The following is a 17,806-nucleotide window of genomic DNA, read 5'->3' as shown; positions in this document are numbered from 1 at the left end:
ATGAATCAAGCTATTTTAGACCAAGCCAAAGCCGTGCGTACAGGTGAAGAGCTTCCTACAGATAAAATAGACAACTGGTTGAAGCGAACTTTACCTCACTTATCAGGGGTGCCAGAGGTAACTCAATATTCCGGAGGCGCGTCAAATTGGACCTATTGTTTAGATTATGACGATACTTCCCTTATTTTACGCCGGGGTCCAGAAGGAACAAAAGCAAAAGGCGCACACGATATGGGACGAGAGTATCGTCTGCAAGAAGCGCTTCAGCCGGTTTATCAATACGTGCCAAATATGCTGGCCTTTTGTGATGATAACGATGTCGTTGGTGCCGATTTTTATGTAATGGAAAAGTTAACGGGCATTATTCCTCGAAAGAACTTACCTAGAGGGCTAACTACTACGCCTGAAAAAACCGAACAACTGTGTAAAAACGTTTTGGATTGCTTGGTTGAACTGCACAAGGTTGATTACAAAAAGGCTGGATTGGATCACTTAGGTAAAGGCGTAGGATATACCCAACGTCAAATAGAGGGCTGGTCAGAGCGTTATACTAAAGCGAAAACATGGAATGTGCCTTCCGGAAAGTTTGTTATTAATTGGCTAAAGAACAACATGCCTGAAAATGAAACCATTTGTTTAACCCATAATGATTTCCGTTTTGACAATGTCGTTTTAGACCCAAATGATTATACCAAGGTGTTGGGGGTACTTGATTGGGAGTTAGCTACGTTAGGTGATCCTTTGATGGACTTAGGTAATACGCTAGCGTATTGGGTTGAGTCGGATGATGACTTCTTGGCACAGGGAAGTCGACGCCAGCCAACTCATTTAAAAGGCATGTTAACTCGCAAGCAAGTCGTAGAGTATTACTGTGACAAGATGGGAATAGAGGTAAACGACTTCACCTTTTATGAGGTTTATGGTTTATTCAGATTAGCTGGAATCGTCCAGCAAATTTACTATCGTTATCACCATGGGCAAACGAATAACCCTGCATTTAAACACTTCTGGGTATTTGTTCATTATCTATTACACCGCTGCAAAAAAGCGATCAAGGCACAAGGGCGTAAATAATGGCTGCGATCTATTTAATAAGGCATGGCCAAGCTAATACCAAGTCGGCTGACTACGATATGTTGTCTGACTTAGGTAAAGAGCAAGCTAAACTAATAGCTCAACCCTTGGCTGATAAATGTATCTCCCCCGATTCTTTAACTATAGGTGGCATGAAGCGGCACCAACAAACCGCTGACTTAGCCTTGTCATCTTGCCAAGTTGATGCCGATAAAGCGTTGAAAGATATAGGTTGGAATGAGTACGACCATCAAGCCATTTTGGCGGGGTTAGACGAGAGATTGAGAACACCTGAAGGTATTCGGCAGTACTTCATTGAAAACAATCTGCAAAAACATCAATTTCGCACTGTGTTTATTGAGGCCATGCACAAGTGGATGAAATCTAACAATTGCGAAATTTATCCTGAGTCTTGGCAAGAGTTTTCCAATAGGGTTGAGAAAGCTTTCGACTCTGTTTTAGACAAGGTAGAGCAAAACCACTTTGTCTTCACCTCTGGTGGCCCAATTAGCTTAGTTGTTGCTAGATTATTAGGACTTGATAAAGAACAGTTTATGACGGTTAACTGGAATTTGGTCAATGCTGGCATAACTAAAATATTAGTGAATAAACAGACAGGGCAATTGAGTTTGTCCTGTTTGAATGAACATACAATCTTTGACAAAGAAGAGCACAGAAACAAGCTCTCATACACTTAACTTCAGCTGTAAATACTAAAAAGAGAAATCACATGTTGAGAAAGAATATTTTAATAACGGGTGCAAGCTCAGGGCTAGGCAAAGGCATGGCAATTGAATTTGCCAAACAGGGAGCTAATTTGGCTTTGTGTGCCAGACGAGTCGAAAGGCTTGAAGATCTTAAAAAAGAGTTGGAGCAGGTTAACCCTAATATCAAGGTTTATATCGACAGTTTGGATGTAAACGATCACGAAGCCGTATTTACTGTCTTTGAAAAGTTTAAGCAGAAAATGGGGTCATTAGATAGAGTGATCGTAAATGCAGGTATGGGAAAAGGAGCTTCTATCGGTACAGGTTATTTCCATGCAAATAAACAAACCGCAGAAACTAATTTTGTCGCTGCCATTGCGCAAGCAGAAGCGGCAATGACTATTTTTAGAGAGCAAAATGCTGGCCATTTGGTGACGATTTCTTCCATTAGTGCGGTAAGGGGATTCCGCCGAGCAATGACTGTTTACGCAGCAACAAAAGCGGCCATTACGTCATTGTCTGAGGGAATAAGAATTGACGTGATGAATACGCCAATAAAAGTGAGTTGTGTTCATCCTGGATTTATCCGAAGTGAGATTAACGAAACGGTGGAAAAAGTCCCATTTATTGTAGATACAGAAACGGGGTGTAAAGCCTTGGTTAAAGCTATCAATAAAGAAAAAGCCAACAGTTATGTACCATCGTGGCCGTGGGCAATTTTGCAGTGGGTACTACGAATTGCACCACTTTTTGTGATCCGGAAAATGAGCTGATTTTAACGTTCTCATTTATATCCCATTCTAACCGTTCTTGCACTTAGCTTGAATAAATCCTATGGAGCTCTTTTGAATAATTCTCTGCTAGCTGAAGTTAACGGGCGTGATTCATAATTCTATTTTCAGGTTTGAACCCAATCAACCAAAAATCGGATGTTATTAAACGTTTTGCCAAACTCTATACTTCTAAGCTCTCCGTTTCATGTGAATGGTTTGCGAGGTGAAATTTTGACTTTATCAATTCGGTAACCTCTTAGTTTTGAAGAATACTTATCGGCCGATAATTCTTCTTCAAACATGGCTGGCACGACATGGCTGTAATGCTGTTCTATCATGGCGGTACTGGTATCACATTGTTTTGCCTTTACGCACTTTGATTTTAAAACGAACGTTATGGTCTTGCCGTGTCATTTCTATATCGCCCCAGTAAAAGCCGCCCTTCTCGTTCCAACCTCACCACCTTTAGATGTTAAAACTGGAACTTGTGCAACAATCATCCACTTGCGATCAATAGCTTCCTTGAACACCATTTGCAGTGCAACATTGTGAGTCATTAAGGTGGACTTTGATAATTGCCTGCCATTTTGCTCAAAGCGCCATTTGTCAAACAATCGTATTTTGTCTTGGTCGATCGAAGTAACAAATAGTTTGCCAAAATACGGGATGTGATATTTATCTAACGCCTGAATGTAATCTTTATAACTTACCTTGCCAGCTTTCAAGTCGAGTTGATTTTGAAGGTGTTTAATTGTTTTTCAGCCACATACTTGAATGACTTACTATCAATTGTCTCGTTTCTTTCTAGCGTTTCTTTCTAGCGTTATTTTATATTCGGCATAGATAAGCCTAGCCCGCTCAACAGCTTTTTCTAATTAAGTTTCTTTAGTTGCTTTAGCATACCACTTGCCATACAGTACAAAGCGTGTGCACCAGCGTTTGCTGTTGTTTTGAAGGTAGACGTAGAAGCCGTCTACTATGTCATGTCGTTGAATTTGTGTTGTCATAAATTCCAATATGACAGCGAGATGTTGATTTGCAAAGTGTTTAAAATTGCTCTGTAAGCGTTGATTTTATTGACATCAATTTAGACACTTTGTATTCAAAATCCGTTACCTTCGGGCGTGGCGGTTCAAGTCCGCCCACCGGTACCACTTACTTATATTTTTACTATGAGTAAAAGCAACCGACTTAATCAGCAATGAAAGTCGGTTTTTTTGTATCTATTTTTTATATCCCACCCGCAATTCAGCCATAAAAATAGGCTATTCACGGTTTTTTCAGTCTTGTTTATATTTAGTTGTTATAGGATTACTTTCTCTATTTTTACAATACGAAATTTGTTTAAAAATAGTCTTTTATGATTTGCTAATTTTATTTTACTGCCTGGAAATTAATTAAAATGAAAAACTTTGGTCGTTGTATCTTTGCTACTTTGCTATTGTCGACAGTCTTATCCACTAGTGTTTTAGCTAACAAAGAAACTAATGTCGCTTCTCTAAAACAATTCGAAGTAGCGACATGGAATGTTGAACATTTAGCTTTTCCGATAAATCAAGGCTGTCGCCCAAGAGACGCGCGAGAGTTCAATGAACTAAAAGGCTATGCCAATTCATTAACAGCCGACATTATTGCATTTCAAGAAGTTAGCTCTTATGAAGCAGTCGAGAATTTATTCCCTAGCTCCGATTGGCAAATATTTGTATCACAGCGAGCTGATACCAAATCATACGACTGTAGACAGTCTGGCTTTAAATCAACACAACAAAAAGTGGCTTTTGCGGTCCGAAAAGCACTCAATGTAAAACAAATCACCACTCTTGATGAATTTGGTATTGATAACCCAGGATTACGTCATGGGTTAGAACTAACGGTAGAATCATCACTTGGTGACATTACGATACTAAATGTACATATGAAGAGCGGTTGCTTTGTTGATGACTTTACAAAAAAAGACTCCCGAGCATGTAAAACGTTAGCAAAGCAAGTGCCTGTGCTCGATGGATGGATTGAGAAAAAAGAGAAACAAGGAACACCCTATATTGTTTTAGGTGACTTTAATCATCGCTTGTCATCAAAAAATAATTACCTTGCGGATATATTGAAAAATAATTCAGACAACTCTGTTTCGACAATGCAATTAACAACGCAAGACTCAGTTGGTTGCCACCCTCGTTATCCGGCTCCTATCGACCATATCATCTTGGGTAATGTAGACCCATCTAGCGTTAATAAACAAGTCGTTATCTTCCCATATAAAAATATGGATCCTAAAGCTATGTTGAGCGATCACTGTGCCGTTTCATTGTCGATAACGCCAGTCAAATAAGCACCTATCTTAAAATAACATGCAGATCGGCCAATGGCTGGTCTGTATGTGTTTTGGCTTCACAATATATTTAGAGTCTATAACCAACAGACAAGATGTATAAAATGAGTTCGACTTCTCGAGCAGCGCCATTATTAACCACTTATTATTACAGTTAATCTCATGAGGCATTCTTCTATTATCTTACGCAGAATAATAGACCTTCGCTAATTGCCTGCATTGGCCTGAAGCACTGTTGTAAAGATGTTTGCTTCAGCTGGTTATTTTTTATAATTTCAAGCAAGTTAAAAAATCTACGTCTACACTTTCATGGTCTAATTCAAATCAAACACACATTAAATAGGCTTATGAATAAACGAAACGCACAGATCATTAATGAAGAAGTCACTTTTTCTGACAGCGAAGAGTTAGTCTCAACAACCGACTTGCGCGGTGTAATCACGTACGCAAATGATGCATTTTGTCGAGTTGCAGGCTTTAATTATGATGAGTTGGTGGGTAAAAACCATAATCTAGTTAGGCATCCAGATATGCCAAAAGAGGCCTTTGCTGACTTATGGACCAATGTACAACAAGGTCGATCATGGCGCGGTGCTGTAAAAAACCGGTGTAAAGACGGCCGCTATTATTGGGTTGACGCGTTTGTTACGCCCATTTACGAAAGTGGCAAAGTTATAGGTTTTCAATCAGTTAGAACCAATCTTAATAAAGACTTAAAAGTAACTGCTGAATCTGCATATACAAAAATGAAAGCTGGAAAATCTGTTACTAATCCACTTGATTTTTTTAACACTCGACTTGCGATTTATGCAGTACTTGCTTTAGCATTAATTTACACAACCACCATAGTGCCTCTTGCGGCTATTGGTTTACTGATTTTACCTTTTATCACTTTTAAGCATGAATTAATCGAGTTCCCAAAGCTTAGCGAAGCAATAAAAAAACAGTCCGATAGTATTTCTCGCTTAATTTACAGTGGTAACTCAACACTTAGTACCTTTGATTTCCAACAAAAAATATTGAAAGGCAAAGTGAATACTATTTTAGGCAGAGTCTTAGACAATAGCTCAGAGCTAAATCAGCGAACCCACGAGCTTGAAAAAGCTTCGCACTTATCAAAACAAGGTGTTGAGCGCGAAACTGAAGAGTTGCATTTGGTATCTACTGCAGTAGAAGAAATGGTAGCGACTATTGAAGAAGTCGCTAAAAATACCACTAGTACTAACGAAAAAGTTCGATTCGCTCATACGAACTGTGAAAAAGCGAGTTCAGTCATGGGCGAAACTATGGTTCAGGTTAATGCGCTCGCCGTAGAAGTTTCTAAATCAGCCAATTCCGCTACTGAATTAGCCAGTGAAGCAGAAAAGATTGGTGGGATTATGCAAGAAATTCAGGGTATTGCTGACCAAACAAACTTGCTAGCTTTAAATGCTGCAATCGAGGCCGCGCGTGCTGGTGAACATGGACGTGGTTTTTCGGTAGTGGCGGATGAAGTTAGAGCCCTCTCAAGTCGTACCCATGGTGCAACAGAGCAAATTCAAAAATCAATTTCTGAAATTCAATCTGTTTTACTGTCATGGTCAGACATGATGGACAAAGGTAAGGACTCTGCCGAAGTCTGTGTATTAAAAGCAGAGCAGTCTCAAACTATGGTACAAGAAGTATATCAGTCTATTGCTGACATCTCGGATCTTGCCATTCAAATCTCTACAGCTGCAGAGGAACAAAGCTTAGTGTCACAGGAAATAAGTCAAAACATCATTAACATTAGTGACGCATCTCAAAATAATCTAACACAAGCAGAATCAGTCTTATCATCTAGTTCAGAGATAAGTATTCGAACGGAAAAATTAGCGTCTATGGCACTGACTTTCAAAGAGTGATGATAAAAAGCGAGAGTCTCCCAACTGTGACCCTCAATCACGGTAGGTCTCGCTTTTGCACATTAAACTAATTGATATAAAACTAGTCTTATAAACTATTAATCACATCATAAAGTTGAACAAATGAAGTCCTTGCCGCAAGATTAATAGGTAGGTGCAACTTCCTCGCGATGTCACTTGACGAAATTACACCTCTAATTTGATGAAGACTTCTATCAACAACCAAGCAATGCCTTAACCCATAACTTTGCAGGGCGATAACAACATCGTTTACTTTTGCTGTTTGTAACTCATCAAAATCAAAAGCATGCAAGTTATACTTAGACTGCATCAAGTCTCTTACCAGTATCTCGTCTCGACGATTGCCATTCGCTACCTCTGAAACAATTCGCTGTTCATTTAGTTCATTTGTGCTGATCAAGCCTAAAAAATCCTCGTGAGAAGAGACGACAATTTTCATTTGTACATGCGCTTTTTTCATTAATGCAAGTGCATCAATTGCCTTTGTATCACCACTAATTACAAGAGGCTCGTGCTCACTAAAATCAGTAAAGATATCAGTTGCTGGCGATGCTAATGTGGTTTTCTCATAGATCTCTGGGGTGACAATATTGTCAAAATGTTCAATATTGTATAAATGTAAGTTTTTCATATACACCTCTAGTGCACTCGATGAGTACTTAAAATTAATTAACGTAAAAATTATTTATTAACTTAGAGGTGAAACTGGTGGTGCCCTTACCTTTTGAGGATGATAGTTGCTTTTATTCGACTTAGGGAAAATTGTCGGCAATAAAGCATGAGGTACAGTGCTATAGTTGAAAGGTAAATCATTATTTATAAATTCATCTGGCTCGCCGTCATTTAGTTCAGACTCTTCACCAGCTTGTTCTAATGCACTTAATTCTAATACATAACTTACATCATGAAGTGATATGTTTTTAGGGCGCACTTCCGCATCAGCAACAACAAAGTTACTAATAACGGTAAAAATAAACGCTAAAACATAGTTATTCACAATAATACTCAAAGTTCTACATGTTGATTTTAAGTTGGGACAATTTCCAAACTTTCAATACTTGTACACTAAATATAGATTAATAGCATTATGCTAAATTGCAATATACTCGCTCAGTGACAGCATATCCTTTGGCCTTAATACGACTTATAATAGCTGACCTTAAACCTTGAACCGGTAATAACATGAACAGAAAAAAGAAAATTAATGAAACGCTTAAACGAAAAGCAAAAAAAATGAACGAGAAGCGAAACCCAAAGAAAAAAGAAAGATATATAAGTAAAGCTGAACGAGCCAAGTTAGAAACAATAAAAAGTGAAGATACTAATCAAACAGATACCGACATGGGTGCTGTTATTGACATAGGTACTGTTATTAATGAGAGTAATTCACAAACTTTTGATAAAGAATAAAAAAGCCCAACCTAAATATTTAAGCTGGGCTCTCGTTTGTTTAAGAATTGACTAGTCAAGTACCACAGTGTCAATTACATGTATGATACCGTTTGTGGTGTAAATATCGGTAATGATGACATTAGCACCACCAAACTGCAGCATTCTGGAAGTTGGGTCAATCGAGACCGAAATCTCATTACCAGAGGCCGTAGGAACGGTTCTACCATTAGCTGCGTAAGCGGCCACTGAGTTAACCTCCCCACCAATAACATGCTGTAACAAGACTTCTCTTAGCGCTTCAGTGTCTGCTAGTAGTGCCGATAACGCAGCGCTGTCAATCTTGTCAAACGCATCGTTTGTCGGTGCAAATACTGTAAATGTAGCCTCTTCATTCGCTAATGTATCCACCAAGTTTGCGGCGGTTAATGCATCAACTAATGTTGTGAAGCGCTCATCAGCCACTGCAACATCAACTATACTATCTGTTGGTTCACCAGCGTCTGCAGGCGGCATTAGCACAGTGTCAACTACATGAATAACACCATTATCCGCCATAACATCAGTTGCAGTTACTAACGAGTTATTTACATATAAAGATGAGTCAACATAAGATAACGCCAGCGCGTCCGTATTTGCAGTTGCAACTTGGTTTCCTGAGGTTTGCGCAGCTGTAATAGCCGCATCAGACATAATACGACCTGACAACACATGGTATAACAGTATGTCAGACAGCTTTTCAGTGTCAGCTAATAGTGCATCCACTGTGCCCTCTGGCAACTTAGCAAACGCATCATCACTTGGTGCAAACACCGTATAATTTGTATCAAAGTCGCCCAATGTCACATCTAGGCCGGTTGCTTGTAATGCTGCAACTAGAGTAGTGAAATTACCATTCTCAATTGCCACATCGACTAGACTCATTGGAGGTTCTGGTAGCTCTACATCGGCTATAACAACAGCATCGATTACATGGATTACGCCATTAGATGCATACACGTCCTTTACAATAACGTTTGCACCACCAAATGTAATGACATCTGACGATGAATTAATACCAACAGGAATGCCAACTTGAGCAGCTGTCGTAGCATCGGTTCCGTTGAGTGTATAAGCCGTCACAGAATCAACTTCGACACCAGCAACTACGTGTTGAAGTAGGATACTTGCTAATACATTAGGATTATCTAATAAAAGCGCGATATTTTCTTCGCCTACCATTTCAAATGCAGCGTCAGTTGGGGCAAACACGGTAAACACGGCATCTGGGTCTGCAAGAACTGTGTCTAGCTGAGTCGCTTCAAGTGCAGCGACAAGCGTTGTGAAACGACCGTCAGCAACTGCTGTCTCCACAATATTACTCGCAGGGCTACCTTTTGCTGTTGGTGGTATTAACACTGCATCTATCACATGGATAATACCGTTGTCTGTTTGGATATCTGTAGTAACGACTGTAGCAGTATTGACCAGTAGGTCATCGCCATCTAATGATAAACCAACAAAATCACCATTAACCATTTCTACTGTTGTGCCAACCGCATTTAGCGCCGCACTAGCAGCGACTTGGCCGTTAATAACATGGTAAGTAAGTATATTGGACAATGCATCTGTATCTGCTAGCAAAGCATTAATAGTATCTTCCCCTAAAAGCGCGAAGGCGTCATCTGTAGGAGCAAATACGGTAAAGGTAGCGTCAACATCTGAAAGGGTTACGTCAAGACCTGTGGTCTGTAGTGCGGTTACTAGTGTTGTGAAATTACCATCTGCAACCGCTACATCAACGATGGTTGAGACTGGCTTATCGTCATCATCGTCACTGCATGCTGAAAGTAAAAACACACTACAAAGTAAAATTAATAGAGCTTTTATTTTTATCACTTTTTTATTCCTTATGCGTATAGTTTGCCCAATTTTTACGCACTATTATTTTTCAACGATCACAAATTATTTGTAAATTAAAAATATAATTTATTCAGTGAACCCTGTTCGATTTTTAACCGTAATTGTCTAGTTATGCCTTTCCAATAGTGCCTGAAATTCTAACCCTGGCATAGGCTTATATAAAAAGAATCCCTGACCAATATCACAGCCGCGATGTTTTAAAAATGAGAGCGATGCTTGATTTTCTATACCCTCAGCAACCACTTTTAAATTTAAATTATGTGCCAGGTTAATAATACTATCTGCAATTGCCGCGTTGTGAGGTTGATCGCTTAATTCCAAGATAAAAGATTTATCAATTTTTAAAATATCTATTGGTAACTGATGTAGATATTGCAAAGATGAATACCCAGTTCCAAAATCATCGACAGCAACGGTGATCCCAAAGTCCCTAAGCTCTTGTAGGATACTTTTTGCAAAAGCGATATTATCTAAGAAAAGTGATTCTGTTATTTCTATTTCTATTGCTCTAGCAGGGATTGCAAACTTGGCAATGATACTTTTAAACTGAGCGACTAACTTTTTATTTCGGAACTCTACAGGTGACACGTTTATAGCCACCGGTAATACCGTTAAACCTTTATCTATCCAGTTACGAATATCCCTACACGCTTCTTCGAGTACCCACAGGCCAATATCATTGATCAAACCGGTCTGCTCCGCTACCGGGATAAAGATATCAGGACTACTATTAGCTCCCTCTCTTTTCCAACGTAACAATGCTTCAACGGCAATTATTTTGTTATGTTGCAGATCTACTTTAGGCTGATAGTACAATTGAAATTCTTTATTGCCTATGGCATCTCTTAAGTGATTCTCTACCTGCAATTGCTGAATAGAAGAACGTTCTAATTCTGAATCAAAGTATTGATGATTATTTTTTCCCATCGATTTTGCATGATACATAGCCATATCGGCTTTTCTCAGCAGTTCATCGGTATCGGTACCGTCTTTAGGATACATACTAATGCCAATGCTAGAAGAAATATAAAACTCACTATCTTCGATTAAAAACGGTTTAACCAGTGCATCTATTATTCGGTGACTTATCACCGTGGATATACTTGACTCTTGAAGGTTCTCTAAAAGTACAACAAATTCGTCTCCACCGAGTCGCGCTAACGTATCAACATCCCTTATACAGGTTTTAATTCGCTGCGTGACCTCTTTTAATACTGCATCACCAGCTTGATGTCCGGCATTGTCATTCACTTTTTTAAAGTCATCTAAATCAATAAAAAGCACTGATAACTGCGTGTCAAAACGATTACAATAAGTAATACCATGAGAGAGTCGATCATCTAAAAGAGCGCGATTTGGTAGCCCAGTTAATGCGTCATGGAACGCTTGATGCTGAACCATAGCTTCATTTCTTTTTAATTCACTGATGTCTCTAAAGCACCATACTCTGCCAAGTACCTCGTTATTCTCAACCTGAGGAGACGTGTGATATTCAAAAAAACGACCATCAATTAACTTAATTTGCCCATAAAGCTCAGTCATTGGGTTGTTCTTTATTTGCCTAAACTTATGGGCGAGCCTTGTTCTATCTTCAAACTGTTGAATGACCTTTTTTAATTTAAGCAAAGAGATTTTAGGACTCGTTAAAATATCAATATCAACGAGTTGTGCGGCCATCTGATTAAACTTGGTTACCGAACCTTTTTCACTAATTGCTAATATCGCCTCACCGGTGGCATCAAATGTTGCATTTAATGCGGCAAGAGAGTGCTTTAGTTCATTTTGAACTACGAGCTGCTTATCTACTTCTTTTCTGAGGGTTTCGTTTCGTGTTGATAATTCGGTTGATGCAAGCTCAAGAGATCGGTCGATCAGTGACAATTCTCGTTCATTTTGCTCATAAGCTTCATTGACAGCGGCTAAGAATGGACCGAGGCTCTCATCTTCACCATGTTCAGCTAAATACTTTTTTATTTGCCTTTTTAGTAATCGATGCATTACGTACGTCTTTCTCTAAACGTTGTGACTGTCATGGTTTGATTATGCAAAACACAATGCTTTCCTTTACCTATTGGGGATAACTCCCCATACGAATAAAAACCTCCTAATACACAGCTATTGCCTAATACATCTTGCACACTTTCCAACTCATACTCTGACTCTTGCTGCAATACCAACCGTCTTCCAACACAGCTAATTAATAAGGCAAAATCTGGTGAGTCTGATCCCGCAACCTCAAGTGCTTGAGTAGCTGCAGATTCAGCGCCATCAACCAATTTTCCAGTATTAGCTCTCATTAATTTAGCATATTTACCTTCTGGCATGTCTCCGGCAAAGATTAGGCTGTTTGTGTCTTCATCAATATTTAGAATTGTACGGACGGTAAAATCGGTGGAATCTTCATTTTTTATACAGATTGGAAAACGTAACGCTGATGCTGGCAGTTCGTTAGCAAAATCGCCTAAATATTCTTTATACAAAGCTAACGCAGATTGGTTGTCTAATTCAAACAACACATTCGCTTCTGACTTAGTTATAAGTCGATCTGGCCCAAAAGGGACCCAACCACCTAAACTTCCATGACCTATTTCGATATGGTCACCATAAAAGCCGCAAACAACGATGCGCTTTGTACCAATATCGTTATTATGCCAAACGATCGTTTCGGCAAATTTATCGGCGTCTCCAGCTAATCCTCCTGTAATCGTCACATCTTTAGGAAGCTTTTGCATTAAGCAATTCGCAAGTTCAGTTCCGTTTACATTCTGACCATCTGATATCACCAAAACATGCTTCAAATTCTGCGTTGGTAAATGTGACACCAGCTCATCCACAGCCAGTCCTAAATTAGCAAACTGCTCTAGGTTAACACTCGTAGTTTTTACCTCTGTTTTTTCGAAAATTAGCTCGTTAACAACCACTGAATCATCAAAAATTTCGACGTCTTTTATTTCACCACTTGTCGTACATCCAATAATACTGGCATTTGGAAAAGCGATTTGTAGTGGCTCATGAAAACTCTGCTTTTGCATTAACTCCCTACTGCCGAAAACTAATAACAACTGAGCTGTACTGGCTTTGGGTAAATTGCTGTTCCAAGTGCTGTCGAGATAGTGATACTGATTTGCTTTCATTATGCAGAGTCTTCCAAAATAAGTTTCCATTTGAGTTTAGCTCAAAACGAAAAAAAGCCGGACTGGTACCGACTTTTTATAATTTAACTAACTGTTTGTAAAGTTATACTTATTTTAAGTGTCTTGCATGAAACTCTATATGTTGGTCTATGAAACTCGCAATAAAGTAATAACTATGGTCATACCCATCATGAAGGTTTACTGTTGCTGCGTAATGATTATGACGCGCCGCCTCAATAAACTGTTCCGTACGAAGCTGTTCTGGATAGAAGTTATCCGCAAGTCCTTGATCAATGAGTGTTGGTAAATAATTGTCAGTTGTATTTATTAGCTCAACCGCATCATATTGCTTCCAACTGTCCTTGTTGTCTCCAAGATAAGCATTAAATGCCTTTATTCCCCACGGACATTCCGTCGGGTTACATATCGGGCTAAATGCAGACACTGACTCATAGCTGTTCGGATTTTTCAACGCTATAGTCAACGCACCATGACCTCCCATTGAATGGCCTGATATTGATTTTTTATTAGAAACAGGAAACTCACTTTCTATTAAATTAGGTAGCTCATTGACCACGTAGTCATACATTTTATAATGCGTTTTCCACGGCGCCTGTTCTGCATTTAAATAAAACCCGGCTCCTTGCCCTAAATCATAACCGTCATCATTCGCAACGTCTTCGCCTCGAGGACTAGTATCTGGCGCAACAATGACGATTCCAAGCTCAGCTGCAAGTTTGTGAGCACCCGCTTTTTGCATAAAGTTTTCGTCAGTACAGGTTAACCCCGACAGCCAGTATAAAACAGGCATCTTATTAGTATCACTAACTCCTGGAGGCAGATAAACAGCAAATGTCATATCACAATTCACACTATCAGAGTGATGTTTAAACTGCTTGAGCCAACCACCGGCACTTTTTGTTGATGAAATATTTTCTAACATTATCTAACCTACTTATCGAAGTGGATAACGGTACGAATACTTTTACCTTCATGCATTAAATCAAACGCTTCATTAATACCTTCTAAACCCATAGTATGAGTTATAAAGTCACTAAGTTTAAACTCACCGGCCAAATAGCGTTCAACGTAATCTGGAAGCTCTGAACGCCCCTTTACACCGCCAAAAGCAGTGCCACGCCATACTCGTCCAGTTACTAATTGGAAAGGTCGTGTGGATATCTCTTGACCCGCGCCAGCTACCCCAATAATTACCGACTCACCCCAACCTTTGTGGCAGCATTCTAGCGCAGAACGCATAACATCAACGTTGCCTATGCACTCAAATGAATAGTCAACTCCGCCGTCTGTCATTTCAACTATCACTTCTTGAATTGGTTTGTCGAAATCTTTTGGATTAATACAGTCGGTCGCACCCAGCTTTTTCGCTAAATCAAACTTAGACTCATTAATGTCAATTGCAATGATTCGACTGGCTTTCGCCATCGCTGCACCAATAACAGCAGATAACCCAATACCACCTAGTCCAAAAATAGCAACCGTGTCACCCTCTTCTACTTTGGCCGTGTTCATCACAGCGCCCATACCAGTGGTTACACCACAACCTAACAAGCAAACTTCTTCTAGTGGAGCCGCTTTGTTAACCTTAGCTAAGGAAATCTCTGGCATAACTGTGTATTCAGAAAACGTCGACGTTCCCATATAGTGGTAAATCGGCTCACCGTCTTTGTAGAAACGAGTTGTACCGTCAGGCATCAAGCCCTTTCCTTGTGTTTCTCTGATTTTTTGACACAGGTTCGTTTTTCCTGACGTACAGAACTTACATTCACCACATTCTGGAGTATATAGCGGGATTACATGGTCACCTACGGACACGCTAGTGACACCTTCACCAACTTGCTCAACAATGCCACCGCCCTCATGGCCTAGAATGGCAGGAAAAATCCCTTCAGGATCTTCGCCTGATAGCGTAAAGGCATCCGTGTGACAAACACCACTGGCTACGATTCGAACTAAAACCTCACCTGCTTTTGGAAGCATTACATCTACTTCTTCAATTTTTAATGGTTGATTTGGACCCCAAGCCACAGCGGCTTTAGACTTGATGAATTGTGCTGTCATTTTGTTTCCTGTTATTAGTCAATAATTGCCGTGAACTTATCAAAAACACGCAAGTATTAGTCAAAGTAAAAATTATACGCTGAGTATATGTAGATTGTTCTTATACGCTAAGTATATATAGGTAGGTCAAAATTTACAGACAGGATTGCGCCAATTCTCTTTTACCTGTCTGCAATAATCGCTTCGATTTTAAGTATTTGTTGTTTATCTTCGCTGGGGTGTCGAACGGTAAGATTTAGTTATCCCAAGGCTCAGGTTTATGAAAGTAATAACCCTGACAATAGTCTAGGCCCAACTCCACCAACATTTTGGACTCTTCGAGTGTCTCAACAAACTCTGCAACTGTCTCCATATCCATGGACTTTGCCAAAGTAACCATAGTACTAACAAACGCTTGATTTCGAGGGTTTTCGGTAATGTTCTTAATAAAAACACCATCTATTTTTAACTTTTGGACTGGCAACTTTTGTAAATAGCTAAATGACGATAAACCACTACCAAAGTCATCCAACGCAAAGCGACAACCAAGTTGAGTGATTTCATTGATAAAACCTATCGCAGACTCCAAATGAGTAATAGCAAAGGTTTCTGTTATCTCAAAAGTAACAAGCTCGGGTGCAACACCATATTGATTAACTTTTTGTTTTACAAAGTCAATCATCCCTACATCCGCTAAGGTTTGACCAGAGAGGTTAATACAATAATGATCTTTTGACTGCGACACGGCAATATTAATTAAAGTTTTTTCTATTACCCACTTGTCGAGTTCATTCGCAATACTATTTTGCTCTGCGATAGGAATAAATATAGCTGGGCTAATAATATTGCCATCAGCGCCTTTTAATCTTATTAAAACTTCATACACCTTATTTGAAACGGTATCCTTATTTCGTCGAATTTCTTGACGATAAAGTTCGAAGCCTCGGCCTTTCAAAGCTTTTTGCACCTGCCGATAAATTTCCATTTCACTTGCATGTTGAACAAGTTCGGGATCATCACTTTGATATAGTAGTACTTGATTTCTGCCTTTGCTTTTTGCTGACTTTATTGTCAGTAGCAAGGAGCTCATAAGGTGTTCGCCATCCGCTATATCATCATTTAATTGCACAACGGCAATGCAACTAGTCAAGCTGAAATTTTTTGCAATATCAGAAATATCTAGGGTTTCTACCGAACTGCGTAAAACATTTGCATAATCTAGGGCATCTCTGTGGGCTAAAGTTGGATACAAAATGGCAAACTGATCATTACTAATGCGAGAGAACTTAGCCTCATCCGGAATAATATTCTTAATAAAATCTGCAATCATTCTTAACGTCGAGTCACCCTTAGTGAAACCAACAGAATTGTTGAATAATTGAAATTTGTCTAAGTCTATAACAAACGCAACTCCTTGCTCAGACTTTATGGATGACTTTACTCGCTCAAAATAGTCGACAAATACCTGACGAGTCATTAGACCTGTCAAATTATCATGCGACTTGCTGAATTCAAGCTGTCGAATTGCTTTAAGCTGTCCAAAGCTTTTTTGTTTTTGTGAAAAGTAACTAAACAGTAACAATGTAGAAAATGTAAACCAAATCAGTAACGACCATAAATAATTGTTCCATACTAAGTTCGAGGCATAGTCGTCTGACAAGCGAATGGCAACATTCCACCTAGTTTTAGGTATCTCTTTTAAGTACGAAAATTCTGTTAACTGGGTTTCAGATAGCTGTTCATCGCTAAACTGGCTACTGCCCCTTTCATTGAGCTCTATTTCAACTTTTCTATCTTGCCTTAATAAAAAAAGCTCTTGTTGAGGTAACCGATACTTCTCAAGTATCTCTTTAAAAACAGTAGGTTCGAACGCGACGAATATATAAAGTAAGTCTTGAGCGCCCATCAAAGGTTGGAGTAAGTCATAGTGTACTGACGAACCACTACGGTGCAAAAACAGTTGTTCTTGCCCATCATTTTGAATTGTTGAGTATATTTCTTCTTTGCAATCAGCTAAAAAATCACCGGTAATATTTTTAAATACACCTTGTCCCTGCTGGTCAATTATTGAAAAGAGTCTTACGTTATCTAGTTCATTACGAAACGTTTTTAACAACGATAAATAGTCGTCTCGCTCTGTTAAGTCGCCTTGACGGTATAAATCCATTAACTCGGCTTGATTTCGCCATTGGAATTTATCAATTTCTTGTCGAAGTTGGATTAAGTGGTTTTGATACTCATTAATAACTTGCTGTGTCACAGAGTCCATTAATGACGATTGGTAGTCTTGATGTACTTTTATCGTATTGTGACTATTCCACAACGATAGTAACAGTAATATCGCAATTGAGAAAAACAGTTGTGTTTTAGCGCTTTTCAACTCTTTTTTTACATAGCTAACACGAGAACTTAAATTATTGTCCGTAACCATCTACCGCCCAAATTGAATTTTCCATCATTAATTTTAGTTAAACGTCCCAAACATAAGCATAGAATGCAAAATAATAAAACGCTAACTTTTATTTAAACAGCT

At 39.1% G+C, this 17,806-nt stretch carries 16 protein-coding genes; 6 read left to right on the top strand and 10 right to left on the bottom strand.

Annotation, left to right across the window (positions count from 1 at the left end):
• From ACZ1GV_RS02390 to ACZ1GV_RS02380, 3 genes are read left to right on the top strand one after another with little or no spacing between them, the layout of a single operon-like run.
• Positions 1–1,074 (top strand): phosphotransferase family protein, encoded by a 1,074-nt coding sequence (locus ACZ1GV_RS02390; protein ID WP_210560156.1) that lies wholly within the window; start codon positions 1–3, stop codon positions 1,072–1,074.
• Positions 1,074–1,772 (top strand): histidine phosphatase family protein, encoded by a 699-nt coding sequence (locus tag ACZ1GV_RS02385; RefSeq protein WP_472675085.1) that lies wholly within the window; start codon positions 1,074–1,076, stop codon positions 1,770–1,772. Before ACZ1GV_RS02390 ends, ACZ1GV_RS02385 begins: the two co-directional genes overlap by 1 nt.
• Before the next feature lie 32 nt (positions 1,773–1,804).
• Positions 1,805–2,554, top strand: coding sequence for an SDR family oxidoreductase (locus ACZ1GV_RS02380; protein ID WP_210560158.1), 750 nt, complete (start codon positions 1,805–1,807; stop codon positions 2,552–2,554).
• A 416-nt stretch (positions 2,555–2,970) separates the two neighbouring features.
• Here the strand turns inward: ACZ1GV_RS02380 and ACZ1GV_RS02375 are convergent, their stop codons facing one another.
• Positions 2,971–3,279 (bottom strand): hypothetical protein, encoded by a 309-nt coding sequence (locus tag ACZ1GV_RS02375; protein WP_472675084.1) that lies wholly within the window; start codon positions 3,277–3,279, stop codon positions 2,971–2,973.
• 150 nt (positions 3,280–3,429) lie between these two features.
• Complete coding sequence (locus tag ACZ1GV_RS02370) at positions 3,430–3,561, bottom strand: hypothetical protein (protein ID WP_472675083.1); 132 nt, start codon at positions 3,559–3,561, stop codon at positions 3,430–3,432.
• Between the two features lie 395 nt (positions 3,562–3,956).
• Between ACZ1GV_RS02370 and ACZ1GV_RS02365 the strand changes: the two genes are divergently transcribed.
• Entirely contained in the window at positions 3,957–4,883 is a 927-nt protein-coding gene (locus ACZ1GV_RS02365) for an endonuclease/exonuclease/phosphatase family protein (RefSeq protein ID WP_472675082.1), read from the top strand.
• A 347-nt stretch (positions 4,884–5,230) separates the two neighbouring features.
• Positions 5,231–6,766, top strand: a complete 1,536-nt coding sequence (locus tag ACZ1GV_RS02360) for a methyl-accepting chemotaxis protein (RefSeq protein WP_472675081.1) — start codon at positions 5,231–5,233, stop codon at positions 6,764–6,766.
• An 88-nt stretch (positions 6,767–6,854) separates the two neighbouring features.
• Here ACZ1GV_RS02360 and ACZ1GV_RS02355 read toward each other — a convergent pair whose 3' ends face one another.
• Both ACZ1GV_RS02355 and ACZ1GV_RS02350 read right to left on the bottom strand, forming a co-directional pair.
• A complete protein-coding gene (locus ACZ1GV_RS02355; RefSeq protein ID WP_472675080.1) occupies positions 6,855–7,418 on the bottom strand; it encodes a CBS domain-containing protein in 564 nt (187 codons plus the stop codon).
• Between the two features lie 57 nt (positions 7,419–7,475).
• Positions 7,476–7,784: a hypothetical protein gene (locus ACZ1GV_RS02350; protein ID WP_472675079.1), complete on the bottom strand. Its 309-nt coding sequence runs from the start codon at positions 7,782–7,784 to the stop codon at positions 7,476–7,478.
• Between the two features lie 185 nt (positions 7,785–7,969).
• Between ACZ1GV_RS02350 and ACZ1GV_RS02345 the strand changes: the two genes are divergently transcribed.
• Positions 7,970–8,197 (top strand): DUF2986 domain-containing protein, encoded by a 228-nt coding sequence (locus tag ACZ1GV_RS02345; RefSeq protein ID WP_472675078.1) that lies wholly within the window; start codon positions 7,970–7,972, stop codon positions 8,195–8,197.
• A 51-nt stretch (positions 8,198–8,248) separates the two neighbouring features.
• Here the strand turns inward: ACZ1GV_RS02345 and ACZ1GV_RS02340 are convergent, their stop codons facing one another.
• The 6 genes from ACZ1GV_RS02340 to ACZ1GV_RS02315 all read right to left on the bottom strand — a co-directional run bounded on the left by ACZ1GV_RS02340 (position 8,249) and on the right by ACZ1GV_RS02315 (position 17,704).
• The gene (locus tag ACZ1GV_RS02340; protein WP_472675077.1) at positions 8,249–10,054 is read right to left on the bottom strand and encodes a fasciclin domain-containing protein; all 1,806 of its coding nucleotides are present in this window, start codon (positions 10,052–10,054) and stop codon (positions 8,249–8,251) included.
• A 129-nt stretch (positions 10,055–10,183) separates the two neighbouring features.
• Positions 10,184–12,076 (bottom strand): putative bifunctional diguanylate cyclase/phosphodiesterase, encoded by a 1,893-nt coding sequence (locus ACZ1GV_RS02335; RefSeq protein ID WP_472675076.1) that lies wholly within the window; start codon positions 12,074–12,076, stop codon positions 10,184–10,186.
• Positions 12,076–13,212 carry an FIST signal transduction protein gene (locus ACZ1GV_RS02330; RefSeq protein WP_472675075.1) on the bottom strand — a complete coding sequence of 379 codons (1,137 nt, stop codon included), beginning with the start codon at positions 13,210–13,212 and terminating at the stop codon, positions 12,076–12,078. Before ACZ1GV_RS02330 ends, ACZ1GV_RS02335 begins: the two co-directional genes overlap by 1 nt.
• Positions 13,213–13,321: 109 nt before the next feature.
• Positions 13,322–14,155 carry an S-formylglutathione hydrolase gene (gene fghA / locus ACZ1GV_RS02325; RefSeq protein WP_472675074.1) on the bottom strand — a complete coding sequence of 278 codons (834 nt, stop codon included), beginning with the start codon at positions 14,153–14,155 and terminating at the stop codon, positions 13,322–13,324.
• 8 nt (positions 14,156–14,163) lie between these two features.
• The gene (locus ACZ1GV_RS02320; protein ID WP_472675073.1) at positions 14,164–15,294 is read right to left on the bottom strand and encodes an S-(hydroxymethyl)glutathione dehydrogenase/class III alcohol dehydrogenase; all 1,131 of its coding nucleotides are present in this window, start codon (positions 15,292–15,294) and stop codon (positions 14,164–14,166) included.
• 235 nt (positions 15,295–15,529) lie between these two features.
• The gene (locus ACZ1GV_RS02315) at positions 15,530–17,704 is read right to left on the bottom strand and encodes an EAL domain-containing protein (protein WP_472675072.1); all 2,175 of its coding nucleotides are present in this window, start codon (positions 17,702–17,704) and stop codon (positions 15,530–15,532) included.
• Between the last annotated feature and the right edge of the window lie 102 nt (positions 17,705–17,806).

It is taken from the genome of Psychrosphaera sp. HA2-10, assembly GCF_055693745.1.
Note: the sequence above shows the minus strand (reverse complement) of the source record. Positions and strands in the feature narration are given on the sequence as shown.